This window comes from Mesorhizobium sp. GW821-FHT07A06, from assembly GCF_059419085.1.
The window spans coordinates 92,114-117,663 of sequence record NZ_JBWKRC010000012.1; the positions used below are offsets into that span (position 1 = coordinate 92,114).

Genomic DNA, 25,550 nt, shown 5'->3' on the forward strand with positions numbered 1-25,550 from the left:
ATGTCATTGCGCCGAAGACTGGTCGCAAATATGTTTCATAAACTGCTGTTCTGGGGAGGGGATGATGGTTGGGTTAGATGAATTGAAGTACGGCGGATCTGCACTTGGGCGAATACACGCGAAGAGCAACCGACGCAAGGTCGAGGCATATTGGCTGGGTTTTCTAGAGGGTGTTCTGGCCAGCGAATCAATCGAGAGCCTGGAGGTCGCTTCAATCCGGGCCGAAGCTGAACAGTTTCTCCAGCTTTTTGGTGACGCCGACGCCGCCGATCTTATCCAGGACCTGGACACTGCATATAGTGATTACCACGGGGAAATTTTCGGGATCATCTCCGGAATCGTCGACTATCGCTTGAGACCGTTCTCCGAGAGCAACCCAAATGACTGCTGCAACAGGTTCTTCGGCTTCTGTGCCGGGATCGCCTGCGACAATCGCCTGAAGATCAAGGAGGTCGAAAAGCTTATCGACCGCATTGATCAGAACGTCCAACTCTTTGAGGACACCAGGGTTGCGACTTTGAAGGCGGTCGCCGTCGCGGCGATATCGGATGGGCACCTGTCGATCGAGGAAGAAGAAGACATCGGCGAATGGATAGTTCGATTGGTCGGCGATAGCTGCGCAGACACCGGGCTACCAACGTACGGGAACACGCCATCCATAGACGGCGTCCTGAGAGACGCAAGCATGGTGGTGTTCGAGAACGCGGGATTTGTAGTGACGGGCGCCTTCAGTCTGGGGCCTCGAAAAATTATCGAAGGATGGATCGTGGAGCGGGGAGGGCTGGTCTCCAGGAGCGTTTCCCGCAGCACCGACTACCTGATCGTAGCTGCCATTGCTTCGCGCGATTGGCTCCACAGCCATCAGGGAACCAAGATCATCGAAGCCCTGAAGCTTCGCGAGAAGGGCAGCAGCATACATTTCGTGGAAGAGCTTACTTTCCGAAAGGCGCTGGGCTTTTAGGACGGATCCTTCAACGGACGACGCAGTTCCAAACGACCGTTTGGAGCGGCCTTGCTCGTCACGAACATGCGCCTCAATGTGCTTGGAAAAGCCGGTCGAAATAGGGTCCCCTACGTCGGCTCTGGCTCCGCGGCGGCAAATCCATGCGCCTTGAGCTCGAAGCTGATCCACTTCCGTGCCGCAGTGATACTCTGACGATAGTCATCCGCCGCTAGAGATAGTGACTCGGGGGAGGTCGCCCTTTCGAGATCTTCGAGTGACCATCCATCAACCAACCGTTTGCTGATCGCGTAGCAGGTAGCTTTGCCCACGCGAAATGCCATAGATCGCTGTGCCGCCCTGAGGATGATGCTGCGAAGCGCCTCGCCTTCTGCTTGCCCTGCGAAGTGTACTTCTAGCTCCGAAGTCATTCTGTCGACCGCAGAATAAAGGCCGTTGATGAAAAGCGTCTGCGCATCCTTATAAAAGCGGCCGGCACGACCCTTCATCTGCTTCCCGTCGATCTCCGCAGCATCGTCCAGTATCTCGATCGTAGGGACACGCTCAAGTGCCTGCGCCTCCTTGGAAAGCTTCGCGCCCTCTGGGGCCTTCCGGATCTTCTTCTCCGTCGCCCTCTGGCCGGAGCTCCGTTCGCCGCGAAGGAAGCGATCCTCCTCGTCGTCGATCGAATCGATGTCAGCCGCGCGAGCCTCGTCGAGACCGCCATCACTATCCTCGGTGCGCTGCACGAGATGGCTGAGAGCGAGAATAGTGGCCAGGTTCATGGCGTCGCGCTTCGTCTTTTGAATCGGAACGGTTCAGTACCGAGCGCGCGTTCGTGAAAACGATCGGCACCGACCTCTATGCAGGCTATTCTGCGGCCGATTGGCGGTGCAAGTCGACACCATCGGACCTGACAGCGTTCGCTACCGCGCTCTTGCCGCTCATGTTCAGCAGACCTCGGTAGCTGCCGCCAAACATCTCGAACGCCATCTTCTTCTCGGGCTCGAACGCTTGGCGGTAGAGCTCGTAGAGCTCGGCTAAGATCTTCTGGCCGCTGGCACGGCGCACCAGCGCCTCGACGACTCGGGCTGAGCCGAGTGAAATTCGTCCGGTTGTTCCCTTGAGCTCGAATTCTTCGACCGCGCGCCGGACCACCGCGCCGAACACCCAGTCCCCGACCTCGACATAGTCGAAGAAGAAGGTGGCAGTAGGCACTGACACTTTGTCTTTTAGCGCTTGCGTCAACTCGAAGGCGCCGCTGAAGTCGGTGCCGGCGACCATGCCATTGAAGTCGACGATGGGATTCCAGGCGATGTCGATATCCCGTTTTGACACGGCGAGGTCGGGTGGGAGGACGCCGGCGCTGGCCTTCTCAAAGCAGGCGATCACATTCGAGAATTGTTGAAGCGCATCATCCACCTCGATACCAGGCAACTCGACCTGGGTCGGAATGTTCGGATAGCCCTCGCTCGCCACCATTAGCTTGAGTGGCCCCTCTGCGGCGAGCCGCATGATTTCAATCAGGGCACGATGCGAGGTGAGGCCGCGCTTGCGGTCGGGATCGAGATCGAAGGTCACCTTGCCCTTGTTGCTGCCGGTAACGACGATCTCAAGAAAGTCCGCTACCACCCGCAGTTTCATCAATTCCTGAGGCGCAGGCACTGCCGGGAGGAACAGTTTGCCGTCGAGCCAGATATCGGCGCCCTCGGGGTGTCTGACTCGGACGCGCGCCGGCACCGGATGCGACCGAAGATGCGCGATGTCGGGCATGCCGGAGAAGAGCGGCGTCTTCGCGTCGATCCCGAAGCGCCGCTGCTTGATCGTGACGGTGACCGGAGGTGCTTCTTCGCGGAGGCCGATCTGATGGTCGATCAGCGCTTCGAGATCCTCGGCCGCGAAGCTCAGGCTGCCGTGGATACCACCATCCACGAACCCGAGCGAGCGCACAAGCGCCCGCTTTTCCTCGGCGTAACGGGATCTGCCGGACACGATCGAGTCCATCCAGGTGATCAGGTCGCCCGTATGCTCGTCGGTGTCCGAGAAACTGTAACGCACGGTGAGCTTGTGCAGATCCTCGCGACCCTCGCCATGGGCCTTGCGCGCTCGGCGAAGCGCCAGCGCGATTTCGTCGGTCCAGAAGTGTCGCGCGAAAATCCGCACCGGCTCCCCGCCATCAGTGGCCTGGTACAGGACCAGGAAACACGGCATAGGATCCTTGGCAAAGCGTAGTACATTGCTGAGCTTCAGATCGACGAACGGCTCACCCTTTTTCTTCGACTTCACTTGAGCGCGCGCCGACATGTCGACCGGCTGCAAGTCGGCGGGAATGCCTTTAATCGCGCGCGCGCGAAATTCGACGATATAGTCCCATCCCGTGCGGTCCTGTCGCGACTTGTTGCGGGTCATGCCCGCACGTGCGCACCGTCCAGAGAAATCATCCTCGGCCCATTCACCAAGGTCGATAATCTGCAAATTGTCCACGTGAGTTTGCTCGGCGTCCGATTGACAGGTTGCCCCTTATATAGGCGATCGTCGCACCATGCTGGACATCCGGCAAGCGCAATGCAGATCGGCTCGCAAGCACGAACTAATTTCATGGACCACGAGTGTGTCATGTTCCAACACCCAGCTCGAATGGCAAACATACGGCGCAAAGGCTGCGGTTGGGCCGGTGCCTCAGGAACGTCGCCCATGCGGCCAATTGCGGTCAGCGACGGCAATCCCTGAAGGCAACAAATGATAGGAACAGAACGCCTTCTTTCGTGTCCTCCCGGCGCAGTTGATCTTCCTGCTCAGGCAGCAGCTTTTCTCTCTAACGTCACGGTTCATCGGTGGTCTGCAGGACGCCGCAGGAGCGCGGCGCAATCTCTGCCTTTTCGCAGAGGCGTGGAGCGCTCAGGGATACAGCAATTTTTCAGCAATTGGCCCTAGTCGCCTTCGCGCTCCACCCTGACGACGACCAGATCGCCGGCCTCGTCGTCGTACTCGTAGGCAATTCCGTCCAGTCTGACCCCGCCCTCGTCTGGTGGCAGGGCCGCGGCTCCGTCAGCAAGGTCTTCACATGTGACGTACAACATTCGCTTGTCGCGAAGACTTCCCGGCTTGCCGCAGGACTCGCAAAATCGGTAGGAGCGCGAATCTGCGAGTACCTCTGCCTTGTCCAGCGCCAACCTAATCTCGGGAGTGACAATGCCCGCTGCCGTGGCGTCGATCCTCAAGCTCCCGTACTTCTCATAAACCCGATCGAGGTTCAGTCGAGTTCCCGCAGGCAACGCCTGAGCTATCTCACCAAAATATTGATCCAGACCCCGTTCCCAGCCGGCACCGCACTGGAATGTCATCGTCGTCGGAATGAGGTCCGGATATTTCGCCTTCAGCCGGATAAAATCGGTCATTCGTCCGCGCCTCCCGCGTGACCTCGATGCCTTCGTTCGAAGACGTAGCAAACAGGAAGTGAAGGTTCAGTTCATCGGCGGAAATCGCCAGACAGGTCAGCCGACCAGAGGCATAGGCACCCGTGTCTATGGCGATCCGGTATGGCCTCGAGTCTGGCATGCTGTCCGACGTCGGAGTATGGCCGTGCACGATGATGTGCGACAGCTGCCCCTCATGATCGAGGAACCTGTCCCGGATCATCATCAAGTCCTTTGGAGCCTGGTCTCCGATGGAACGGGTAGGATCGATTCCTGCGTGAACATAAGCGAAGCGATCGTCGACGACGATCGGCAAGGCATCCTTCAGCGCCTGCAGATGATGTGGATGGTTGGCGCGAAACATCCTTGCGGCATCCCGGATGTTGCCAACGGACAGGAGGCCATAGGACTCCATCGTCTGGTAACCGCCGATCCGCATCAGCCATCTCCCGAACCTCTCCTCGTCAATCCGGTCGGTGGTCATGAAGTCCAGGAAATAGGCGTCGTGGTTGCCCCGGATCAGCCGTGACAGTGGCCACCTGGCGAGGGTGTCGCAGACGAGATCCATCGCTTCACGGCTGTTAGGGCCGCGGTCGACGATATCGCCGAGGAACAGCACCCGAGGTTCAGCGTCGGACGCGTGTGCGTCCGCGACAATGGCGGCTAGAAGTGACTGGAGGAGGTCAGCACGGCCGTGAACGTCGCCGATGGCGTAGGTAACATGGGGCAAGCGTTTTTCCTTTCGGGACACGCCTACCGGCAGGTCATTGGTTTTCTCTTAAATCCGCTTCGATAACGCGGTCTGGATCGTGCTCTTCTAGCCGGGGATTGATGGTAGACTTGCCTGGAAGCGTGGTCGGGGAGGGGAAGCATTGAAAAACATAGTCGTCTGTTGCGACGGAACGGGAAATGAAATCAGCGAGAACATCTCCAACGTTCTGAAGCTTTACCGCTTACTTCGAAAAACGGGAAAGACCCAGCCGCCCCAAGTGGTGTTCTATGATCCGGGCGTTGGAACACTCGCGAGACCGGATCCATGGACCAAGTTCAGGCAAGATGCCATCGCCGTGCTTGGTTTGGCGACAGGTTACGGCCTCGATGACAACGTCCTTGCCGCTTATGAGTTTCTAGTGACTCAGTACGAGGACAGTGACGAGATCTATCTCTTTGGCTTCAGTCGCGGCGCTTACACTGTCCGAGTTCTTGCGGGCCTTGTTCATAGAATTGGACTCCTTTCGCCGCATCAGTGGAATCTCGCCGGTGCTGCATTGACGGCGTACAAACAGACAGGGTCGGCGATCGATCCGGTTCAGTCGGCAATGATAGAGGAATCTGAACGCGGAGAAGTAAGCGGTCAGCCTGTTCCATCGACCAAGGACGATCGCGCCTCGCAGTTCGCCCGGATTGTTTCTTCGAGATGGCCGACGATCAAATTCGTTGGAGTATGGGACACGGTCGCGAGCGTGATAGTCCCGCGTCCTGATAGGTTCTATGCGTTCAGCCTGCAGACGCTTGCCAATACCAGAAACAATCCTAGCGTTCGCATTTTCCGCCAGGCGATCGCGATCGACGAACGAAGAAGAATGTTCAGGCTGGATGCTTGGGATGAACCGCAAACGTTCATGCGCAATAGGTTCAGCGCTACGAACAATGCGGAACCGCAGGACGCGCAGCAAGTCTGGTTTTCAGGTGTGCACGCCGATATCGGGGGAGGCTACCCGGAGCAAGAGAGCGGTCTTTCGAAATTCCCACTGGTCTGGATGATCGACGAAGCGGTGAAGCATGGCTTGGCCGTCGACCCCAGGACCGTGAACCAGCTGGCTTGGGGGGTGCAGAGAAAGGGAAGTCCGTTCAGCTACGTCCCGCCCGATATCATGCGTGATCCGCATGACTCGATGTCCACCGCGTGGCGCCTGCTGGAACTGTGGCCGAAGGCAGACAAATACAAGGAGTGGCCTGCTCGCAAGTCGCTCTTTGGCCACTACATCCCAAGCGCCGAGCCGCGCTTCATATCGCCCGAGGCGTTTGTTCATCAATCCGTCGTGGACAGGATGGCCGCTGTTACAAACTACAGGCCCGAGAACTTTCCGGAGAGACCTCGAGTCATTCCTATGTCGGGGGCCCCCGGCGTAGCGGAACTGTGACGGCCATCGCTCTTGAGATCGTTATCGCTCAGTTTGTATCTCTGGCATCTGGCATTCGAAGGTCTGCCGAGCTAGATGAAGTCAAAGAAGAATCGATCGACGCGGCGTTTCGCGAAAATGCCAACTCGTAGACCGAAGATTTGTCGCACACAGAAACGCACATTCCCTCTGGAATTGGGTTCCTGCCCACGATCACCATGATGAATCCATTCAGCGCGTGGTGGGAGCGGCGCACGCAATCAGCGATATTTTGGCGGTCGATATGCGAAGGCGATGCGATATCCTCCGGGTGCGTATGCCAGCAGCCTACGAAATGCAGCCCACGCGAAAACATGTCGTCAATCTCACGTTGTTCGGCCCGCTCGTCCGGCCGGTAAGAATAGCGGGACCGGCGATCTCCGCGCCTCGGGCCAGTAGCGACGTCTATGTCGATCACAGGAAGCTGAAATCGCGCAAATAGAAGCCCTCCGGCCTCTTTCTGCCAAAAGCGCGTTTGACGGTGTTGGTTGAAGTGCTCAAGAACGCCGTCGCTGAACATGAGCGATTGTCCTGATTGTCCGACGTCGCAGGAGATCACGCCGCCAGGTCCTTTGCGACCCGGCCCCATCGTCTTTCGATCATGGTTGCTCCGGCGAGCGCTTGCGGAGCGATGGCTCGCAGTTCGTCAGTCCATGCGCCGCCCGCAGCTTCCACGAACGCGCGGCGCGCGAGCCAGATGCGATGCGTGGCCGATGCCGTCTGACCGAGAAGGGCGTCGAGTGCGGTCTGCGCCACCATCGAGGTGACGAATCCCAATTCGACAGGGCCGTAGGGATCGAACGCCGCTCCGCAGGCAGGCTCGTAGCGCCGGGTTTCATATGCCCAACGTGTGGCGACGAGGTGCGGCGATCCGGTGGCATCCAGTCCGTCGCGCAGGCGGTCGCCGCCGCCGGAGACGACGATCGCGTGCCCGGCAGCGGCATGCGGCTCCGTCCAACCGTAAACGATCGGAAAGCGTCGCGTTTGGACAGCATGCCATTCGTCGAGAAGGGATTCGCTCGGCCAATCGCCAAGTGCCGAGACGATGAGGTCGACACCGGCGAGGGGGCAGTCGGGACGAAGCAGAAGGTCCTGCACAAGCGAGTTATGGCACTCCACCTGGACGTGTGGAAGGTCCGAGCGGATACGCTTCGCGAGCTCGATTGTCTTGGCCGCGCCGATTGACCCGACTCCGAGAGGGTGTCTGCCGACGTTGGCGCCCGTGAAGGTCTGCTTGTCGACGAGGATGAGCTTGCCGACTCCTGCTCGGGCCAGCGTCATCGCAACCGGGCCGCCGACTGATCCGCAACCGAGAACGGCGACGGTCGCCCCACGCAGCATGGGAATCCTGGGATCGCGGTCACGTCCATGGACCCATGTCGGATCGACGCGTTCGACCGAAGCACGGTCGGCGGTATTTCCTCCGAACAGCCGGGCATGCAGCACGTTCTCGGGCACGCGCGAGGGGCGAAACCCGGCGATCAGTGGATCCGATCCACGAACGATCTTCGGTCGACTGACGACTGTGGTTACGAGCGCTGGCCCGTTCTCGGTACTCGCGCCCAGCATCACGATCAGCCGCTGACGCGCCTCGCGGGCAAGTTCATCGAGATGGCCGGCGACGCCGGCGCGGGCAGCCATGTCGTAGACGTCCTTCGCCGAGGAGGGGTATTCGGACGGCGGCGGGACGACGTCCATCCAGACCAGTAAGCCGCTATTGAAGCGAAGCTCGGCTGCGGGGATCGCCGGAGCGAAATTGCGAAGCCAATCGCGCAACGTCTCGTCATTGTCGGCGATGATCGTTCTTCTTGCGCCTTCCCAGATCCTGATGATCCGCGATGGCGGCGCGGGTTCAATCAGCGACAGGATAGTCCGGGTCCGTCCGCGTCCTGCATGCTGCCAATATGTAAGAAACTCGCTTTGGAAGTCGCCATTGCGTTCGCCGCGGATCAGGGCTTCGATAAGATCGAACGTCATCTTGAGCAGTTCCGCGATTCCGGCGTACGGATCATCGATGGGAAACGTGGCGTGATCCGGCACCAGACAGAGCGCGCCGTCACTTTCGACATGGGGCCAAGTCAAAAAGGAAGGACGATCGACCAGCGCGATTCGCGCGGGCGCAAAAGGAAAGGCTGCGGTCACCAGAACATCGAGCCGACGTCGGCGATCGGAAAACTCGCAGTCGAAACGCCAGCCGATTTCGGCGGAGCGCCCCCGGTAGGTAGCGAGTTCTCTGGCGTCGAGCCTGCGCGGGCGCAAACCAGATTGCTGCCAGCGCGATTCAACGACGCCGACGGCTGACTTGAAGCGTTTCGCGAGAGGGTCAACGCCCTCAGGCATTCCGGCGATCTCCCTCGATGCGGACGGCCGAGGTTTGCGCCTGCGCCTCGCTGCGGACGAGGCCGGAGGTCAGCAGGGCCGGTGTACTGAGTCGAGCGGCCGAACGCCGCCGCGTCTGGTCCGCAATGTCGGCACCGACGCCCTTGGCAAGTTGCTCGGTGATCAGTTGCTTGTTGGGCAACTGCGCCACTGCCGCAAAATCGGCGCGGGCCTTTCGCAGCCAATTATGGAATTCTTTCTCCCGCTCAGGATGCTCCTTCCACTTGTCAGCGAAGTTCTCCAGCGGATCGCTGGGATTGGCGATGAGACGGCTGCCGTCCGCCGCGGTCCCGATGAAGCTGTCCATCTTCGTCAGGGTCACGAACAGCGCCTCGGCGATCTTCTCCTCTCCTTCGTAGGAGTGGGCGGCGAGCGTCGTCAGGATAATCGAGATCGGCTTTTCGTCGCCGCGGCCGATGTACATGATGTCGCGATGGCGCTTCAGGATCATGATGGCGTACTGCAGCGGGGTGCGGATTCGGTAGTCCGGAATCGGCTCGGTGCCCGCCCTCACGCCTTTCTGAAGAAGCTCTTTCTTGCGTTTGTCGTAGGCTTTGGCCATGCGTGTCAGAAACCATTTCAGATAGCCGCGCGGATTCGACCGCTGCCAATCGGCTGCGATAATCTGGTAGTGCGGGTGGCGGTTGTCGGTGATCGAGATCGCTGTCTCGGCGAGCGAAGCATCGAGGCCGCGCGTTTTCAGGAGTTGGGTCAGCTCGCCGCCACTCGGAATTCCGGGCGTGACGTCCATGTGGAATTGAGCTTCGTCTGCGTACGGCTGCCTCCAGCAGCGGCGATGTTCCTCCAGCGGCTTGATCATATTCTTGCTGCGGGCGTACAGCCTCATTTCGATTTCGAGCAGGCGCTTTAGATTGGCCTGCGTGGTCTCGTTCTTCGTCAGGCGTTGAAACTCGCAGACGGCATCGATGTCGTAGTGCTCGTCCGCGGTGAGCGGTGGCGTGACGGTCCCGAGACCGAACGACCCTTGGACGTGGACTTGGGGCCCGTATCGCCGAATTGTCGACTCCGGTCGGTTGAGCCAGTCGCCCAGCGACTTGTAGCTCGTCTCCGCCTGTTCGTATCGATGTTCGGGAATCTCGAGTTCTTTGGCGAGGTCTTCGAGAACTTCGTCAGCCTCTGGGGTGATCGTCGGGCTCAAATGCATGTTCATGAAAACTCCTGATTAGCTGGCGTGTTCAAGTTCATGGGCGAAAATGAAGCCGCCGAACTTCTTGTTTTGGTCGTAGATTTTGAGGGCTGGGTGCGCCTTCGGCTGCCAGGCGCGACCAGCTTCGACGGCAGCGGAAACTGGAACGGCGGGAAACACGTGCACGATCGTGTTCTCGCCATGGGCGACCTTGATGGCGTCCAGCGTTGTTCTGAAAAGACGCGCGAACTCGGCCAGATCAGCCTGGCTGCGCATGATGTCGTTATGGGCACCGTCGGCCGCGATGGACCAGATCGCCGCATCGTTGCCGAGCACCGTGTGGACCCGCTCGTCTACGACTGGCGCGCTAATCTCCAGCTTCAGCGCGACCTGGCCGGGCAGGCCGGACGGCCGCAGGACGTTGAACTGGAGCGGCGGAGCCTTAGGGTCCCACTTCCAGCCCTTGGGGCTGCGCAGCAACTGCCGGACGTCTGCAGTTGCGATGTCGGAGATCAGACGGCCAAGCTCGAACAGGAGCGGGATCGGCGCCAATCCGAACACTGTCAGGCGACGGATTTCCTGCCGCTCCATCCGCCCACGGACTTTCTCGGCAAAGCCGGTCCGAAGGTTACGGACTTGGATGCGCCAGAAATCCGGTTCGTGATCGGGCAAATCGAGCGTCGCGAGATCGAGATCAATCCAACCGTCGTCAAGCGGATAGCGATCCGGGATCATCGACCATTTGAGATCTCCTTTGGCCACGGGGGATTCGTTGGTCCCGATCCTCGCAGCGTATCGGATGACATGGCTGCTCAGATCCTCGTCGATAGCTGTGACCGTCCGAATCCGGACTTCGTGGCGGCGCTTCATCGCCAACAGGACATCGGCGGGATGCTCGGCGACCATCTCGCGATCGAAAACGCGGTGGTGGCGGTCGCAGACCAGCATCAGATTGTCGGGATCCTGGGCAAGTTTGGGTGACAGAACCCGATCACCCCGCGGCCCCGCCTCTGTGTCAGCAATGATGTGCCCAATGTAAGCCGCGTTAGCGTCGGCAGCTCCCGACACCTCGTCGCCGATCAGCAAGGCATTGCATCCCGTATACTGACACCGTCCCGCTGCGCGGCCCCATACGATGTTCTTGACCTTGTCCGGTAGCGGCCGTCGGCGTCCGCGACGCGGCTCTGCTGGCGCGTGATCTTCGATTTCGGATTGTGCAACCAGACTCATGTTTTCGTCTCAGGGTTGGTTCATGATTTGTTCGGCTTGGCATTTCGCGGCAAGTCTGAGTCCCGCCGCGAACCTCCTAATTATCACTCGGCGCTGGCGGCGCCGAGTAGCGAACTTGCCCGAATAGGGACTTACCTTATCGGGAGGTAGCTTGGTCGACGCCGCAGGTACACAACATTGGCTTTCAGGTACACAACTTTGAGTGTGGCACCATTTTTCAAATGTTTTTCAGCTGCACCCGCTCGTGGCGCCGCACGTGTCGCACTTCTCGCAGGTCCCGTTCCGCACCATCGTGAAATTCTGGCACTCGGAGCAGGAATTGCCGGTGTAGCCCTGGAGCAGTGACCTGGCGCGGCGGTCGGCGGCGAGTTTCTTCGCTTCGGCGGCTTCATTCGCCGCGGCGTCGGTGAACAGCGCCGCCGTGGCATCCGAAGTCTCGGAAGCAGCGCCCGCCGCCTCCTCGAAGGCGATGTCCTCGGCCAGTTCCTTGGCCCGCTCCTCATAGTCGCGCTTGTAGGCGATCGCCTCGTCGCTGGCCGGCTTCAAGGCCAGCACGTTGGAGCCGGAGAAGGCTGTCGGCGCCGAGCGGGCAGGGGTGCCGGTCGAGCCGCTGGAAAAGCCCTTCGGCTCGCTGCCGATTGCCCTGGAAACCAGCTTCACCGGCGAACCGCGGGTCAGGCCCTTGGAGACGGCGTCGGTCTTGCCTTCGCTGATGCCCCGGCCAAGCGCGGTGTTGGAAAAATCCGACTGGTCGACATGGGCGAGGTCGTTGCGGCCGAGATAGGAGATGGCCAGTTCGCGGAACACGTAGTCGAGGATCGACGTCGCGCTCTTGATGGCATCGTTGCCGATGACCATGCCGGCCGGCTCGAACTTGGTGAAGGTGAAGGCGTGCACATATTCATCGAGCGGCACGCCGTACTGCAGGCCGAGCGAAATCGCGATGGCGAAGTTGTTGAGAAGGCCACGCAGCGTCGCCCCTTCCTTGTTCATGTCGATGAAGATCTCGCCCAGGCGGCCGTCATCATATTCGCCGGTGCGCAGGAAGATGGTGTTGCCGCCGATCTTGGCCTTCTGCGTATACCCCTTGCGGCGGCCGGGCAGCTTCTCCTGCTCGCGCGACACGCGTTCGATGATGCGCTCGACGATCCGCTCGGTGATCTGCGCCGCGCGCGCTGCCGCCGGGGCCGCGATCAACTGTTCGACCGCATCGTCCTCGTCCTCCTCGCCATCGGCGAGCAGCGAGGCGTTCAGCGGCTGCGACAGCTTGGAGCCGTCGCGGTACAGCGCGTTGGCCTTCAGCGCCAGCTTCCACGACAGCATGTAGGCGCCCTTGGCGTCCTCGACCGTCGCGTCGTTAGGCATGTTGATGGTCTTGGAGATGGCGCCCGAGATGAAGGGCTGAGCCGCCGCCATCATCTGGATGTGGCTGTTGATCGAAAGCGAGCGCTTGCCGATCTTGCCGCAGGGGCTGGCGCAGTCGAACACGGCAAGGTGCTCGGCCTTGAGGAAGGGCGCGCCTTCCAGCGTCATGGCACCGCAGACATGGATGTTGGCGGCCTCGATGTCCTTCCTGGAGAAGCCCATCGCCGGCAGCATCTCGAACGAGAAATCGTTGAGCTGCTCGTCGGTGAAGCCGAAGGTTTCCTTCACCCAGTCGGCGCCGAGCGTCCACTGGTTGAAGACGAACTTGATGTCGAAGGCCGACTTCAGCGCCGCGTTGAGCGCGGCGATCTTGTCGTCGCTGAAGCCCTTGGCCTTGAGCGAGCCGGGATTGATGCCGGGCGCCTGGTTGAGGTTGCCGTGGCCGACCGCGTAGGCCTCGATCTCGGCGATCTGGCTCTCGGAATAGCCCAGCGTGCGCAGCGCTTCCGGCACGGCGCGGTTGATGATCTTGAAGTAGCCGCCGCCGGCAAGCTTCTTGAACTTCACCAGCGCGAAGTCGGGCTCGATGCCGGTGGTGTCGCAATCCATGACGAGGCCGATCGTGCCGGTCGGCGCGATCACGGTTGCCTGCGCATTTCGGTAGCCATGCTCCTCGCCAAGCTCGATGGCGCGGTCCCAGGCGGCCTTGGCATGCTCGGCAAGCGCCTGCTGCTTGAGGTCGGAAGCGACCAGCGGCACCGGGTTGACGGCGAGCTTCTCGTAGCCGTCCTTGTCGCCATAGGCGGCGCGGCGATGGTTGCGCATGACGCGCAGCATGTTCTGCGCGTTGCGGTCATAGTCGGGGAAAGCGCCGAGCTCGGAAGCCATCTCGGCCGAGGTGGCGTATGCGACGCCGGTCATGATGGCGGTGAGCGCGGCGCAGATGGCGCGGCCCTCATCGGAATCGTAGGGAATGCCCGAGGTCATCAGCAGGCCGCCAATGTTGGCGTAGCCGAGGCCGAGCGTGCGGTAGTCGTAGGAGAGCTTGGCGATCTCCTTGGACGGAAATTGCGCCATCATCACCGAGATTTCGAGAACGATGGTCCACAGCCGCACTGTGTGCTCGTATGCGGCGATATCGATCGTGCCGTCGGCGTTGCGGTAGGGCAGCAGGTTGATCGAGGCGAGGTTGCAGGCCGTGTCATCAAGGAACATGTATTCCGAGCACGGGTTGGAGGCCCGGATCGCACCGGCCGAAGCGCAGGTGTGCCAGTCGTTCATCGTCGTGTTGAAATGCAGGCCCGGATCGGCCGACGCCCAGGCGGCGTAGCCGATCTTTTCCCAGAGGTCCCTGGCCTTCAGCGTCTTCAGCACCTTGCCGTCCTTGCGGGCGGTCAGGTGCCAGTCGGCATCGTCCTCGACGGCGCGCAGGAAATTGTCCTTCAGCGACACGGAATTGTTGGAGTTCTGGCCCGAAACGGTCAGGTAGGCATCCGAATCCCAGTCGGTGTCGTAGGTCTTGAACGACATCGACGTGTAGCCCTGCTTGGCGAACTGGATGACGCGGTAGATGTAGTTCTCCGGCACGGCCGACTTCTTGGCCGCCTTGATCTCGCGCTTCAGCGCCGTGTTGATGGCCGGATCGAAGCAATCGTCGTCATGGCCTTCGCAATTGACGCAGGCCTTCATGATCGCTTCGAGATGCTTCTTGACGATCTTGGAGCCGGTCACCAGCGAGGCGACCTTCTGCTCTTCATTGACCTTCCAGTCGATGAATTCCTCGATATCGGGGTGATCGGCGTCGACAATGACCATTTTCGCCGCACGGCGCGTCGTGCCGCCCGACTTGATGGCGCCAGCGGCGCGGTCGCCGATCTTGAGGAAGCTCATCAGGCCGGACGAGCGGCCGCCGCCCGACAGTTTTTCGCCTTCGCCGCGCAGCAGCGAGAAGTTCGAACCGGTGCCCGAGCCATATTTGAACAGGCGCGCCTCACGCACCCACAAATCCATGATGCCGCCCTCGTTGACGAGGTCGTCCTGCACGCCCTGGATGAAGCAGGCATGCGGCTGCGGATGCTCGTAGGAGGACTTCGACTTGGTCAGCTTGCCGGTGAAGGGGTCGACATAGAAGTGGCCCTGGCTCGGACCGTCAATGCCATAGGCCCAGTGCAACCCAGTGTTGAACCATTGCGGCGAATTCGGCGCGACGCGCTGGGTGGCCAGCATATAGGCGAGCTCGTCGCGGAAAGCGCGCGCGTCTTCTTCCGACTTGAAGTAGCCGCCCTTCCAGCCCCAGTAGGTCCAGGTGCCGGCCAGCCGGTCGAAGACCTGGCGGGCGTCGATCTCGGAACCATAGCGCTCGGCTTCCGGCAGCTTGGCGAGTTCGGCCTCGTCGGCGACGGAGCGCCACAGGAAGGAGGGGACATCGTTCTCCTCGACCTTCTTCAGGCGCGCGGGGACGCCGGCCTTGCGGAAATACTTCTGCGCCAGGATGTCGGCGGCAACCTGCGAGAACTGCGCCGGCACATCGATATTGTCCAAGCGGAACACCACCGAGCCATCCGGATTCTTGATCTCGGAAAGAGCCTTGCGGAATTCGATCTCCGCATAAGCCGATTGCCCTTGCTTGGTGAAACGACGCTCGATGCGCATTGGTCCGGTCCTTTTGTCTATATATAGCGCTTTTCCCCAGGGATTTCTCCCCCTGATGCGAAACGCGCATGTCCGCCGTCTGCCGGCGTTCGAAAACGACCGGCTCTCCATTCCGCCATCTCCCCCAGCACTTGCTGCCTGGGCTTCTCATGAAGCCTCTGTCACAACGCGCCGGCGAACCCCGCGGGTCCCTCAAATCTGATTTTTTCGATTCCCTCACTCGAGGGAAATTCACACTATCTAGCGTCGAACGTACCTGCAAACACTAAATATAGTATTAACAGACAATTTATTCCAGTCCGACAATTCTCCCTTTCGTCGCCCACCACCCCACAATCCCAACGCTTCCGCCGGCCTCGTAAACAGGCGGAAATGCGGGCAAAAACGCACATAATCCGGGAAAAAGACCGGGCTCAGAACTTTCCGGTCGCACTCTCAACAAGAGCACATGGCCTATAAAAGGCGACTCGTTTTGCGCCGTCAAGGATTCGTTTGCGTAGCTTTTGTGACCCCAACATCTTGTGTGTCACGCATGTGGATAACGGGGATAGAAACGCGCCGCCGCGACTGCGTTTCCGGCGGCGATTTACGCGCCGCGGACAGACACGAGGCCTCGTCTGGAGATGCGCCCCGGCTGCAAGGCCCTCTCAGGCTGGCAGGCCCGGTTTCAGCCGTAATGCAGTTTCGGCTTCGGCTCGGTGCCGGTGAATTGCACGCCGATCCGGTCATTGCGGCGCCAGCGGACATCGCAGCGGTAGGCCACGCCGTCAAGCGGCACATAGAGAAGGAAACGATCGGGAACCCGCGCTTCGATCGGTATTTTCAATTCGGCGCCGCTCGCATGCTGGTTGCGAAGCATTACGGCGATTTCCGAGTTTTGAATCCCGGTGATGACGGAACCGCCCTTGAGCACGCGAGGACGGTGCTCGCGCTTCGGCTCGCCGGGTTCTTGCGGAAGTGGGTTTACGGGATTCGCCATCGATCAAACGCCAAACTAGCCATTTTCTAGCGAAGAAAAATTAGCAAACCATTCATGCGGCACATCACAGGGTTGTGAGTCCGGCATGGCGCACGCGCAAGAGGTCGACGGACGGCTCTAGGAGAATCTGTGCGGGTCGGCGCAGAAATAGGCAATGATCTGGCAAAGGTCGGGTTCATTGACCATGCGCACCGCTTCGCTGGAGTTGACCCATTTGCGGGTGCGGGAGTGCTTTTCCTTCCAACGATCGGCGATCTTGTCGACACGCAGCGGGAACACCAGCACCTCGCAAGGCACCTCTTCACCCGAAGCCAGCACCTTGGCATAGAAGTAACGGCCGGCTTCGAGATGGGAGACGCTTCCGCGCAATCCGGCTTCCTCGCCGGCCTCGCGGGCCGCCGCTTCGCAGAGTGGCTCCTTGGCCTCCGGCCAGCCCTTCGGCAACACCCAGCGGCCGGTATCACGGCTGGTGATGAGCATGATCTCGACGCCGTTCCCGGTATCGCGCCAGGGCAGGGCGGCGACCTGCAGGCGGCACGGCGCGGTGCCGAAGAGTCGCCGGACCCTTTCAGCCAGATGGTTGTGCGTCGTTGGCCTCGTCAACATCGGAGAAGCTAGCCCCAGCCTCCAGAATCGTTTGCCGCCTCACGAATCTTACGGCTAATCGTCGCCAATAAAAGTAAAAACTTTGGTCAGGTTGGCCCATTCCCGTCAATAAACGTCGATTTCACAGGATATTCTGCCCCGCGGAGCCTTTCGCGGAAGCAAATATTGTCATCGGTCACGGCTTAACTGGAAAAAGCGGTTTGTTGCGAATCAGCCGACGTGATCGTCGGCGATCGGCTTCTGGTAGGTGAAGCCCATGTCCCAGGGGAAATAGATCCAGGTGTCCTGGCTGACTTCGGTGACGAACGTATCGACCAGCGGCCGGCCCTTGGGCTTGGCGTAGACGGTGGCGAAGTGGGCCTTCGGCATCATTGCCCGCACGATGCCCGCGGTCTTGCCGGTGTCGGTCAGGTCATCGATGATCAGCACGCCTGCGCCATCCTCGGCAAGCAGCGCGGGGGTGACTTCCTTCAGCACCTGCAACTGCCCCTGGCTGGAATAGTCGTGATAGGAGGCAACGCAGACCGTCTCGATGATGCGGATGCCGAGTTCGCGCGAGATGATGGCGGCCGGAACCAGCCCGCCGCGCGTGATGCAGACGATCGCTTTCCATTGACCCTTGTTGGCGCCGGCAAGCCGCCAGGCGAGAGCGCGGGCGTCACGATGGAACTGGTCCCAGGAGACCGGGAAGGCTTTTTCGGGAAGGGACATGTCTCGCGCACTCCGCAGCACGCGAAGGCCGCGTGCAAGAAAACAGGGGAATGCGCGCGGAATTAACTGGAAACCCTTGGCCTTGGCAAGGGCGACCGGAAACGATCGCTGTGGACTTACCGCGACAGGAAGGCCGCCACCGGCGCGGTGCGCAACACCGAGCGTGTCACTCCGCCGAACAGAAGCCGACGCAGCCACGAATGGCTGTAGGCGCCAAGAACGAGCAGATCTGCGCCGGTCTCGACGATCCTCGTCTGGATCATGTCCTCGACCGGGATGCCCCCCGATTTCTGCACGCAGACGCCAACACTGGCGCCATGACGTGAAAGGGACGAAGCGATTTCGGTTCCGGCGGCCTCCGGGCTGTCATCGAGCGTATCGGGAGGATCGATGATCAATATCTCGGTCTTCTCGGCCTCGATGATGAAGGGCAATGCGTCAAAGGCTGCGCGCGCCGCCTCCTTGCTGCCGTTCCAGATAAGCAGCACGTGCTTGAAAGTGGTGAGCAACGGCCCCTGCGGCGGCACCACCAGCACCGGTCGGCCGGCATCGTAGACCAGCGTGCCCACATCCGCGCTCGGGTCGCTGCCGGTTTCACTCTGCGCCGCTATGATCAGGTCGGCGGCGCGCACGCTCGAAATGCCGGTCAGGGCACTGTCGCCGGAGAAGCTCTCCAGGCTGCGCCATTCGAAGGACAGGCCTGAATCCTCGATTTGCCTCAGAAAAACCGCCTGAAGCTTTTCGGCGCGTTCGCGACTCATATCGGCCGATACCTGCAGGAACTCGGTGTCGGGAAAACCGGTTGCCGAGGTGTAAGGCACCGGAAGCGCCTCGGCATGGATGCCGATCAGGTGGCTCTGGAAGCGGCTGGCGAGCGGAATGGCGCAGTCGAGCACACGCTCCGCGTCCTGCTCGTTCTGCAGAATGGCAACGATGGTCTTGAAGCGCATGGTGATCCCTCAATCTGGCGAGCCTCGGAGCTCGCGTGCAGGAAAACGCCGCGGCGCCGCGCTTGGTTCCGCCTGGAGCAATTCCAGAAAAGTGTGAGGCGGTTCTCCCACAGGAATTGCGTGAACTGCTTCAGAGGTCGATCAACTCGCCTTGGCGGCGAAACCCGCCACCATCGCCTCGACATCGGCGCGCGCGGCGTCAAGCGCCTCCTGGCTGCGGGCGCGAACCACCAGTTCGGTCCAGAACTTGCCGTCGCCATACTTTGGATAGGAGCCGATGATCGTGTCCGGATGCGCTTTCTGGATCTCTCCCAATGGGCCGCCAACGAGGCCCTCGCCGAACGGACAGTGCACCGTCGCCGACAGCATCTTCGTGCCGGTCTTCAGCGTCGGCACGACATTGTCGAGCATGGCCTGGAAGATCGAGGGCACGCCGGCCATGACATGGACGTTGCCGATGCGAAAGCCGGGCGCCACGGAAACCGGGTTGTCGATATGGTCGGCGCCGCGCGGCATTCGCGCCATGCGCTTGCGCGCCTCGGTGTATTCTATGCCGCGCGCGGCATAGCTCGCCTCCAGCATCGCATAGGCCTTGGCGTCGTATTCACAGGGAACACCGAACGCCTTGGCGATCGAATCGGCAGTGATGTCGTCATGGGTGGGGCCGATGCCGCCGGTGGTGAACACATAGGTGTAGCGTGCGCGCACGGCATTCACGGCGGCTATGATCTCGTCTTCCTCGTCGGGAACGATGCGCACCTCCTTCAGGTCGATGCCGATCGCCGTCATGATATCGGCGAGGTGGCCGATATTCTTGTCCTTGGTGCGGCCGGACAGGATTTCATCGCCGATGACGAGCATGGCGGCGGTAACGATTTCGGTCATGGAGGGCTCCGGCAGGACGGGTCGCCTGAGATAGCGCGGCGCGTGGCTGTCGGCAATGCCAACCGAGCGGGGAACAATCCATGCCTGGACGCGCCCGCTTCGACGCAAGGTTGCGGCGTGACCGGATGCGGTTAAGCTCAAACAGGTTCTGGTTGGGTGAACAATGCTGATATCGATCCTGTCTTGGCTGCTGGCCCTGCTGTTCCTGCTGGCGGCCCTGGGGATTGCCTGCCTGGTGCTGGCAACGTTGTGGATCGCGGCGAAGGCACAGAGACTGGTGCCGCCGGTCGGAAAATTCATCGAGATCGACGGCAACCGCATCCACTATGTCGATGTGGGCGAGGGCAGGCCTATCGTCTTCCTGCACGGGCTTGGTGCGCAACTCCATCACTTCCGGCACACGCTGTTTGGGCATTTTGGCCCGGGCTACCGGCTGATCGCGCTCGATCGTCCGGGATCGGGCTATTCGGTTCGCGCCAATGGCGCCACGGGCCGGTTGCCCGAACAGGCGGCCTTGGTGCGGCGCTTCATCGAAAGGCTGGGGCTGGAAACGCCGCTGGTGGTCGGCCACTCGCTGGGTGGCGCCGTCACGCTGACCCTGGCCGTGGAGCATCCCGAGGTGATTTCGGGGATCGCCTTGCTGGCGCCATTGACGCATCTGGAACCTGGCATGCGCGAAAAGACCGGCTTGCTCAATATTCCCTCGCGCCTGTGGCGCTGGATCATGGCCTACACCGTGGCGATACCGCTGAGCCTGCGCTATGCGCGGCCGACGATGGAATTCATCTTCGGGCCGCAGGCTTTTCCCGAGGACTACATGGTCGCCGGCGGCGGGTGGCTCGGGCTGCGGCCAGGCCATTTCCAGGCAACATCAGCCGATATCGTGGCCATGGAACGGGATCTCGGCCGCATCGAACAACGCTATGACGAGATTGCCATGCCCGCCGGCATCCTCTTCGGAACCGCGGACCGCGTCATCGATATCCGCATCCACGGCGAGCCCATGCGAGGCAGGATCGAGGGGCTCGATTTCGAACCTGTCGATGGCGTTGGCCATATGCCGCAGTTTGTCGAGCCCAGGCGGGTGATCGGTTTCATCGAGCGGATCGGCGCCAGGGCGTTTCCATCACCTCAGCCTCACGACAATTTCAATGAACCATCCGGCTGACCGGCGGGTTTACCCGTGTCGTACCCAAGGCGACCAAGACACGGAGTAATTCAATGTACACGAAACTTCTCGCAGCATCGGTTCTGACGATCGGCCTCGCCACATCGGCGATGGCCCAGTCATCCGACGGCGCATATTCCAATCATCACGACTGGTGGCCGTTCGGCAACGAATACTCTTCAGGCGTTGACCAGAACACGACCGGAAGCATCAATGGCGACCGCTCCGGGCTGGACACCCTTGGCAGTTCGGGCCCGGTCGGCCCCTGTGCCTACAACACGGCCGGGCCTGACGCGAATGCCCAGGGCAACGTGAACGACCAGTACTGCGGCAAATAGTCGGCCGCTGGGCAGCCGTCGACCGTAGGACGCCGTCTCTCCTTGCGTCCGCGGTCGGCGCCCTGCCTTTTCCCGCAGGCAAGCTCTCTTCTTCGGAAAATCTAGTCTGACACCTCGGTCTGCGGCCGGTCGCGGCCGTCAGCCAGTTCCTCGTGCCATTTGCCGTCGGCATCCTCATACTGGATGCCGTCCGTCGCGCCTGCCACCTGCTGCTCGGCCGAAGCGATCTCGGCGGCGCGCAGTGCGTCCTGATGGGTGGGAAATGTCTCCGAGAAGGTCGAACCGACCTTGTAGGCCCAGCCGCCGTCATGCTCGACGATCTTGTAAGTCAGCTTCGCCATCAAAACCTCCGGTTGAAAGGTCCGCCTGCTCAATGCAGCCGGTCGTCGGACAGCTTGTCTTCGGGCACCAGCACTTCAGATTCCCTGGCGGCCTCGATCAATGCCCGTCGCGCATCCGCTGTCGAACGATAACCTTCCAGCACTTTGAGGCAAGTGTCGAGGGCATCACGATGACGCGGGCCGCGATTAAGCGGCCACACCGTCATCAGACATTCCGCCGCTTCCTGGGTGCTGCGGATATGGCGATACTTGCCGACATGGCCGAGTTCGACCACGACCGGCGTTTCAAAGGGTTTGTTGTCCATCATGGCCGCAACGCAAAGCAGCCAATTTGGTTGCAAAAGTGGCTTTCAGCCTGCGCCCAAAAGTCGCGTCGCGTTTGCGACGCGCTATTCAGGTCAGGCCGAGCCGGGAATGGTGGCTTCGAGAACCAGCGCGCGGCGTACGTTTGGCTACGTAAGCACCGGAAGCGCAGAAAACCGCCGTTCGCGGGCCGGCCTGAATATCAACACAACCGAGGTCATTTCCGAAAACCCGGATCTGTTTTGGGTGACATGCATCGGCGTCTCAGTAGCCGCAATCGTTGCGCAACCAGCCGGGCTGTGGCCCCTCCCGCGGCAAAGCAAGCAAACCCGAGCCTTTTCAACGCCAGCCGGATCTCATGCCGCCCATCTTTGACGCGCGGTGGCTGGCGCGGCCTGTCTCAACGCTCGCCGCAAGCGCTACTCAGCGCCATTGCGCGTTATTGCTTCGAAAGATGAAAGATAAACATCGAGAACAGTTCGGATTGGCTGGAGATATCAAGCTTCTGGTGAATATTCTTGCGGTGGATCTTAACCGTCCCCTCGGCGATGTTCAGCGCATCGGCGATAGCCGCGCTCGAATGTCCACGCAGGATCAGCGAGGTGATCTCGATCTCGCGTGGTGTCAGCACGCCGCCTGTCATCCGGTTCAGGGTCGCATTTATCGGATCGACCGGTTCGCCATCGGTTCCCCTCGGACTGAGGCGAGCGTTGCTCCAGTTCCGTTCGATCAAAAGCCGGATCACCGGTTCGGCATCATGGATAGCCTTGAGATCGCGCCGTCCGAACGCGGGTGATTCCATCGGGCGGGTGAAACTGATGACGATGGCCGCGCTCCCCGCCGGCCGGCAGACGATGCCGACCTCGTCGCGAATTTTTGTCAGGCCGTAATGCTGGCGGAAATACTCCGAACTGTAGAACTGGTCCGGCGCCATTCTTCTCAGTTGCCTGACCCCGACGGCCTTCGGGTCCGTCGCCGCGCGGTAGAAGGGATCGAGCAGATAAGGTCCGTTTGCATAGGCGGTGATCACGGTCGCCGCGCGTACGGGATCGATATTGTGGTAGAGGCAGATCGGCTTTTCCGTGCCGGAATAGGCGAAGATCATCACGATATCGAGGTCGATGACCGCCTTCAGCGCCTCTTCGATACGCTGCGGGAAGTCCGGCGTGCCGACCTCCTGGATCGCCGCGGCGATCTTCCGGTTCCACGGCGCAAAGCCTGCAATCACCACGATCTTTTGTCCTCTGGCCGGGCTTCTGGAGCCCGTTCGGGGCTGCCCTAATTTTCGTCTCGTCTATCCCTATCGGGATATTCAGTTGCGTGAAGGTCAACCCTAGCCTCGGGATGAAAATATCGAGGCGGGCATATATGTCGACAGTCAATGAAGCCGGTGCGGCCTTCGCGTCTGGTGTTGAAAAGCTTGGCGCCAGGGCCGTGCACATCGGCATGATGGACCCAGCCGGCGAATTTCGCGACAAGCTGGTCTCCGTCGACAAGGCAGTCAAGCTGGCCGCCAAGGGCTATCCGTTCTGCGAGGTCCTCTATTTCTGGGATATCGCCGAGAAAACCTTCATCGACGGCGCTTTCATCGACCGGCCGGCATTCCTCGATGCCGCGAGCCTGCGCAAATATCCGTTCGCGGAGGATGCCGCGCTCTGCATCGCCGATTTCTCGGGCGATTTCGGCAAGCGTTCGCCGCGCAATCTTTGCCAAAGGCTGATAGGGGATGCCGCTGAACTTGGCTTCGACGTGTTCTCGGCATTCGAATACGAGTTCTTCCTGTTCGACGAGACGCCCGAAAGCCTGCGCGCCAAGGGCTATCGCGACCTCACCTATTTCGCGCAGGGCAACCGCACCTATTCGCTGCAGACATCGGCCATCCATGGCGACCTGCTGCAGGGCCTGCACGATACGATGACGACTATGGGGATCGGCCTCGACGCCATCCACACCGAACTCGGGCCGGGATGTTTTGAAGCACCGCTCACTTATGCCAAGGGCTTGAAATCCCCGGACGACGCGGCGCTGTTCAAGAATTTCGCCAAGGCCTATTTCTCCCGCAACGGCCTGACCGCCGGCTTCATGTCGAAGCTTTCGCCGGCGCTGCCAGGCCAGTCCGGCCACCTGCATGTCTCCATGCGCGACCGGCAGGGCAATGCGGTGTTCGCCGATCCCGGCGCGCAGGATGGCATCAGCAGGCTCGGGCGTCATTTCATCGGCGGCCTGGTCGGGCTTATGCCGGAACTGCTGGCCATGTGCGCCCAAACAGTCAACGCCTACAAGCGGCTGGTGCCCGGCGCCTGGGCGCCGACCTCGGCCAATTGGGGTGTCCAGAACCGCACGGCGGCGGTGCGCGTCATCAATGACGAGCCCGAATCCACCCGCGTCGAGTTTCGCGTGCCCTCGGCCGACGCCAATCCCTATCTGGCGCTGGCGCTCTGCATCGGCGCTGGCCTTCACGGCATCCGCAACGAGATCGAGCCGCCGGGCGGCAGCGGCGAGAATTTCTATGCCGCGACCCCTTCGCTGGAGGCCGTCTTCCCGTCGGATCTCGGTCAGGCGGCGGAGCGGCTCAACGCAAGCACAGTCGCCCGCGAGATCTTCGGCGAGGACTTCATCGACAGCTTCGTTACCGGACGACGCTTTGAGTATGGCGAGTACCAGAAGCAGGTAAGCGAATGGGAGATCAGGCGGTACCTCGGCATCGTCTGACCGGGAGTTTTTGGGCTGATAACAAAGGAAGGGAACAGGCAAATGAAAAAGGGAACATCAGGCACCGGGGGCGTCGATCGCCGCGCGGTGCTGAAGGGCATGGGCGGCCTCGGGCTTGCGGTCGCGGGCGCCGGCATCCTCGGCATGCCGAAGGACGCATCCGCCGCCGAAAGCCTCAACTACATGTGCTGGGAAGGCTACAACGCGCCGTCAATCCTGGACCCGTTCCAGAAGCAGAAGGACGTCTCCATTTCCGTCGACCTGATCACCGACTCCGCGGGCGGCTTCGCCAAGCTCGCCGCCGGTGCATCGAAGGATTTCGACCTCGTTTCATCAGACAGTCCCTGGATCGCGCGCATGGGGCCGGCGGGCATCTGCCGCTACATCGACGACAAGGATTTCGCCGACCAATACGCCGAGTTCTACCCGCAGTTCCGTGCGCCCTTCACGCCCCTGCAATTCGAAGGCAAGGCAACAGGCTTGCCGACCCGCTGGGGCTGGGTCGGACCGACGGTCAACACCAAGTTCGACAAGCTCGAGACCTGGTCGAGCTACGCGCCGGTTTTCGACGCCGCCTACAAGGACAAGATCTGCCTGCTGGACTGGGGCGATTGGCCGATCATGCCGCTGGCCCTTTACGCCGGCGTCAATCCCTATGTCGAACTCGACCAGGCAGCACTGGACGAAGTGCGCAAGGTGCTGCGTGCAGCCTTTAAGAACACCCGTGCCATTGTCGCCGACCTGGCGATCGCCCAGAAAGGCCTGATCGATGGCTCGTTCCGGGCGCTGATCGGCGGCGGCACCTACGCCACCTCGTCGCTGCGCATGAAGGGCCACGACTACATCCAGTCGATCGTGCCCGAGCCGAGGAATGGCCTCAAGCAGGGCATCATCTGGATGGAGGCTACGGGCCTGATCGCAAACGGCCGCGACTCCAAGGTCGCCGCCGACTTCCTGAAATACATCGTCTCGCCGGAGGTGGCCAAGCAGTTGTCGATCACCGAGGCGACCTGCAATCTCGTTCCGAACGCCAAGACGGAAGCGCTGTTCTCGGACGCCGAGAAGAAGGCGCTGCAGATGGATTATATGTGGACGGCCTGGGACAACAGCCACTTCCACACCGTCGCGCCGAACATCGACGACATGCTGGCGATCTGGCAGGAAGAACTGGCCGCGCGTTGAACGTCATTTATTGAATTGAAGCCCGCGCGTTCCGGCGCGCGGGCTCCATCATATATTTTCACCCACATTCAGGGCGGGCGAGTT

23 protein-coding genes are annotated in these 25,550 nt (G+C 61.0%); 6 read left to right on the forward strand and 17 right to left on the reverse strand.

Annotated features, from left to right (window positions below; translation table 11 throughout):
• Positions 1 to 64 precede the first annotated feature (64 nt).
• A complete protein-coding gene (locus AC07SZ_RS28690; protein ID WP_494916923.1) occupies positions 65 to 961 on the forward strand; it encodes a BRCT domain-containing protein in 897 nt (298 codons plus the stop codon).
• Positions 962 to 1,071: 110 nt separating this feature from the next.
• On the opposite strand, the gene AC07SZ_RS28695 is transcribed toward AC07SZ_RS28690, so the two are convergent.
• From AC07SZ_RS28695 to AC07SZ_RS28710, 4 genes are all read right to left on the reverse strand, one after another.
• On the reverse strand, positions 1,072 to 1,725 hold the full coding sequence (locus tag AC07SZ_RS28695) for a hypothetical protein (RefSeq protein WP_494916925.1): 654 nt from the start codon (positions 1,723 to 1,725) through the stop codon (positions 1,072 to 1,074).
• An 85-nt stretch (positions 1,726 to 1,810) separates the two neighbouring features.
• A complete protein-coding gene (locus AC07SZ_RS28700) occupies positions 1,811 to 3,424 on the reverse strand; it encodes a hypothetical protein (RefSeq protein WP_156394348.1) in 1,614 nt (537 codons plus the stop codon).
• 446 nt (positions 3,425 to 3,870) lie between these two features.
• Complete coding sequence (locus AC07SZ_RS28705; protein WP_494917000.1) at positions 3,871 to 4,338, reverse strand: hypothetical protein; 468 nt, start codon at positions 4,336 to 4,338, stop codon at positions 3,871 to 3,873.
• Entirely contained in the window at positions 4,229 to 5,086 is an 858-nt protein-coding gene (locus tag AC07SZ_RS28710; protein WP_162258880.1) for a metallophosphoesterase family protein, read from the reverse strand. The genes AC07SZ_RS28705 and AC07SZ_RS28710 overlap by 110 nt, the downstream gene beginning before the upstream one ends.
• A gap of 142 nt (positions 5,087 to 5,228) precedes the next feature.
• On the opposite strand from AC07SZ_RS28710, the gene AC07SZ_RS28715 reads away from it, so the two are divergent.
• Entirely contained in the window at positions 5,229 to 6,500 is a 1,272-nt protein-coding gene (locus AC07SZ_RS28715; protein WP_494916927.1) for a T6SS phospholipase effector Tle1-like catalytic domain-containing protein, read from the forward strand.
• 28 nt (positions 6,501 to 6,528) lie between these two features.
• Here AC07SZ_RS28715 and AC07SZ_RS28720 read toward each other — a convergent pair whose 3' ends face one another.
• The 10 genes from AC07SZ_RS28720 to AC07SZ_RS28765 form a co-directional block, all read right to left on the reverse strand.
• Positions 6,529 to 7,038, reverse strand: a complete 510-nt coding sequence (locus AC07SZ_RS28720) for a Mov34/MPN/PAD-1 family protein (protein ID WP_494916929.1) — start codon at positions 7,036 to 7,038, stop codon at positions 6,529 to 6,531.
• A gap of 35 nt (positions 7,039 to 7,073) precedes the next feature.
• A complete protein-coding gene (locus tag AC07SZ_RS28725; protein WP_056566676.1) occupies positions 7,074 to 8,858 on the reverse strand; it encodes a ThiF family adenylyltransferase in 1,785 nt (594 codons plus the stop codon).
• Positions 8,851 to 10,068, reverse strand: a complete 1,218-nt coding sequence (locus tag AC07SZ_RS28730) for a nucleotidyltransferase domain-containing protein (RefSeq protein WP_494916932.1) — start codon at positions 10,066 to 10,068, stop codon at positions 8,851 to 8,853. The genes AC07SZ_RS28725 and AC07SZ_RS28730 overlap by 8 nt, the downstream gene beginning before the upstream one ends.
• A gap of 12 nt (positions 10,069 to 10,080) precedes the next feature.
• Positions 10,081 to 11,130 carry an SAVED domain-containing protein gene (locus AC07SZ_RS28735; RefSeq protein WP_320411994.1) on the reverse strand — a complete coding sequence of 350 codons (1,050 nt, stop codon included), beginning with the start codon at positions 11,128 to 11,130 and terminating at the stop codon, positions 10,081 to 10,083.
• A 372-nt stretch (positions 11,131 to 11,502) separates the two neighbouring features.
• Positions 11,503 to 15,291, reverse strand: a complete 3,789-nt coding sequence (locus AC07SZ_RS28740) for a vitamin B12-dependent ribonucleotide reductase (RefSeq protein ID WP_494916935.1) — start codon at positions 15,289 to 15,291, stop codon at positions 11,503 to 11,505.
• Between the two features lie 667 nt (positions 15,292 to 15,958).
• A complete protein-coding gene (locus AC07SZ_RS28745) occupies positions 15,959 to 16,270 on the reverse strand; it encodes a PilZ domain-containing protein (RefSeq protein WP_056566663.1) in 312 nt (103 codons plus the stop codon).
• 117 nt (positions 16,271 to 16,387) lie between these two features.
• Positions 16,388 to 16,876: an NUDIX hydrolase gene (locus AC07SZ_RS28750; protein WP_056566659.1), complete on the reverse strand. Its 489-nt coding sequence runs from the start codon at positions 16,874 to 16,876 to the stop codon at positions 16,388 to 16,390.
• Between the two features lie 210 nt (positions 16,877 to 17,086).
• Entirely contained in the window at positions 17,087 to 17,587 is a 501-nt protein-coding gene (gene gpt, locus AC07SZ_RS28755) for a xanthine phosphoribosyltransferase (RefSeq protein WP_056566656.1), read from the reverse strand.
• Between the two features lie 116 nt (positions 17,588 to 17,703).
• Positions 17,704 to 18,537 (reverse strand): universal stress protein, encoded by an 834-nt coding sequence (locus AC07SZ_RS28760; RefSeq protein ID WP_056566653.1) that lies wholly within the window; start codon positions 18,535 to 18,537, stop codon positions 17,704 to 17,706.
• 141 nt (positions 18,538 to 18,678) lie between these two features.
• Positions 18,679 to 19,422: a competence/damage-inducible protein A gene (locus tag AC07SZ_RS28765; RefSeq protein WP_056566650.1), complete on the reverse strand. Its 744-nt coding sequence runs from the start codon at positions 19,420 to 19,422 to the stop codon at positions 18,679 to 18,681.
• A gap of 163 nt (positions 19,423 to 19,585) precedes the next feature.
• Here AC07SZ_RS28765 and AC07SZ_RS28770 point away from each other — a divergent pair, with 163 nt between their 5' ends.
• The gene (locus AC07SZ_RS28770; protein WP_494916938.1) at positions 19,586 to 20,590 is read left to right on the forward strand and encodes an alpha/beta fold hydrolase; all 1,005 of its coding nucleotides are present in this window, start codon (positions 19,586 to 19,588) and stop codon (positions 20,588 to 20,590) included.
• Between the two features lie 53 nt (positions 20,591 to 20,643).
• Complete coding sequence (locus tag AC07SZ_RS28775; protein WP_494916940.1) at positions 20,644 to 20,928, forward strand: hypothetical protein; 285 nt, start codon at positions 20,644 to 20,646, stop codon at positions 20,926 to 20,928.
• A gap of 101 nt (positions 20,929 to 21,029) precedes the next feature.
• On the opposite strand, the gene AC07SZ_RS28780 is transcribed toward AC07SZ_RS28775, so the two are convergent.
• The 3 genes from AC07SZ_RS28780 to AC07SZ_RS28790 form a co-directional block, all read right to left on the reverse strand.
• Positions 21,030 to 21,269 (reverse strand): DUF2188 domain-containing protein, encoded by a 240-nt coding sequence (locus AC07SZ_RS28780; protein WP_019857848.1) that lies wholly within the window; start codon positions 21,267 to 21,269, stop codon positions 21,030 to 21,032.
• A 29-nt stretch (positions 21,270 to 21,298) separates the two neighbouring features.
• On the reverse strand, positions 21,299 to 21,577 hold the full coding sequence (locus AC07SZ_RS28785; RefSeq protein ID WP_172350726.1) for a DUF982 domain-containing protein: 279 nt from the start codon (positions 21,575 to 21,577) through the stop codon (positions 21,299 to 21,301).
• Positions 21,578 to 22,011: 434 nt separating this feature from the next.
• Complete coding sequence (locus tag AC07SZ_RS28790; RefSeq protein WP_065005069.1) at positions 22,012 to 22,803, reverse strand: helix-turn-helix transcriptional regulator; 792 nt, start codon at positions 22,801 to 22,803, stop codon at positions 22,012 to 22,014.
• A 137-nt stretch (positions 22,804 to 22,940) separates the two neighbouring features.
• On the opposite strand from AC07SZ_RS28790, the gene AC07SZ_RS28795 reads away from it, so the two are divergent.
• Positions 22,941 to 24,284, forward strand: a complete 1,344-nt coding sequence (locus AC07SZ_RS28795; protein ID WP_065005070.1) for a glutamine synthetase family protein — start codon at positions 22,941 to 22,943, stop codon at positions 24,282 to 24,284.
• 42 nt (positions 24,285 to 24,326) lie between these two features.
• Entirely contained in the window at positions 24,327 to 25,466 is a 1,140-nt protein-coding gene (locus AC07SZ_RS28800; protein ID WP_494916941.1) for an ABC transporter substrate-binding protein, read from the forward strand.
• Positions 25,467 to 25,550 lie beyond the last annotated feature (84 nt).

What these genes read in the sequence shown, in the direction of transcription:
- AC07SZ_RS28690 (WP_494916923.1), top strand. Translation starts at nt 65, where the DNA reads ATGGTTGGGTTAGATGAATTGAAGTACGGCGGATCTGCACTTGGGCGA.
- AC07SZ_RS28695 (WP_494916925.1), bottom strand. Translation starts at nt 1,725, where the DNA reads ATGAACCTGGCCACTATTCTCGCTCTCAGCCATCTCGTGCAGCGCACC.
- AC07SZ_RS28705 (WP_494917000.1), bottom strand. Translation starts at nt 4,338, where the DNA reads ATGACCGATTTTATCCGGCTGAAGGCGAAATATCCGGACCTCATTCCG.
- AC07SZ_RS28720 (WP_494916929.1), bottom strand. Translation starts at nt 7,038, where the DNA reads ATGTTCAGCGACGGCGTTCTTGAGCACTTCAACCAACACCGTCAAACG.
- AC07SZ_RS28725 (WP_056566676.1), bottom strand. Translation starts at nt 8,858, where the DNA reads ATGCCTGAGGGCGTTGACCCTCTCGCGAAACGCTTCAAGTCAGCCGTC.
- AC07SZ_RS28730 (WP_494916932.1), bottom strand. Translation starts at nt 10,068, where the DNA reads ATGAACATGCATTTGAGCCCGACGATCACCCCAGAGGCTGACGAAGTT.
- AC07SZ_RS28740 (WP_494916935.1), bottom strand. Translation starts at nt 15,291, where the DNA reads ATGCGCATCGAGCGTCGTTTCACCAAGCAAGGGCAATCGGCTTATGCG.
- AC07SZ_RS28745 (WP_056566663.1), bottom strand. Translation starts at nt 16,270, where the DNA reads ATGGCGAATCCCGTAAACCCACTTCCGCAAGAACCCGGCGAGCCGAAG.
- AC07SZ_RS28750 (WP_056566659.1), bottom strand. Translation starts at nt 16,876, where the DNA reads ATGTTGACGAGGCCAACGACGCACAACCATCTGGCTGAAAGGGTCCGG.
- gpt (WP_056566656.1), bottom strand. Translation starts at nt 17,587, where the DNA reads ATGTCCCTTCCCGAAAAAGCCTTCCCGGTCTCCTGGGACCAGTTCCAT.
- AC07SZ_RS28760 (WP_056566653.1), bottom strand. Translation starts at nt 18,537, where the DNA reads ATGCGCTTCAAGACCATCGTTGCCATTCTGCAGAACGAGCAGGACGCG.
- AC07SZ_RS28765 (WP_056566650.1), bottom strand. Translation starts at nt 19,422, where the DNA reads ATGACCGAAATCGTTACCGCCGCCATGCTCGTCATCGGCGATGAAATC.
- AC07SZ_RS28770 (WP_494916938.1), top strand. Translation starts at nt 19,586, where the DNA reads ATGCTGATATCGATCCTGTCTTGGCTGCTGGCCCTGCTGTTCCTGCTG.
- AC07SZ_RS28775 (WP_494916940.1), top strand. Translation starts at nt 20,644, where the DNA reads ATGTACACGAAACTTCTCGCAGCATCGGTTCTGACGATCGGCCTCGCC.
- AC07SZ_RS28780 (WP_019857848.1), bottom strand. Translation starts at nt 21,269, where the DNA reads ATGGCGAAGCTGACTTACAAGATCGTCGAGCATGACGGCGGCTGGGCC.
- AC07SZ_RS28785 (WP_172350726.1), bottom strand. Translation starts at nt 21,577, where the DNA reads ATGATGGACAACAAACCCTTTGAAACGCCGGTCGTGGTCGAACTCGGC.
- AC07SZ_RS28795 (WP_065005070.1), top strand. Translation starts at nt 22,941, where the DNA reads ATGTCGACAGTCAATGAAGCCGGTGCGGCCTTCGCGTCTGGTGTTGAA.
- AC07SZ_RS28800 (WP_494916941.1), top strand. Translation starts at nt 24,327, where the DNA reads ATGAAAAAGGGAACATCAGGCACCGGGGGCGTCGATCGCCGCGCGGTG.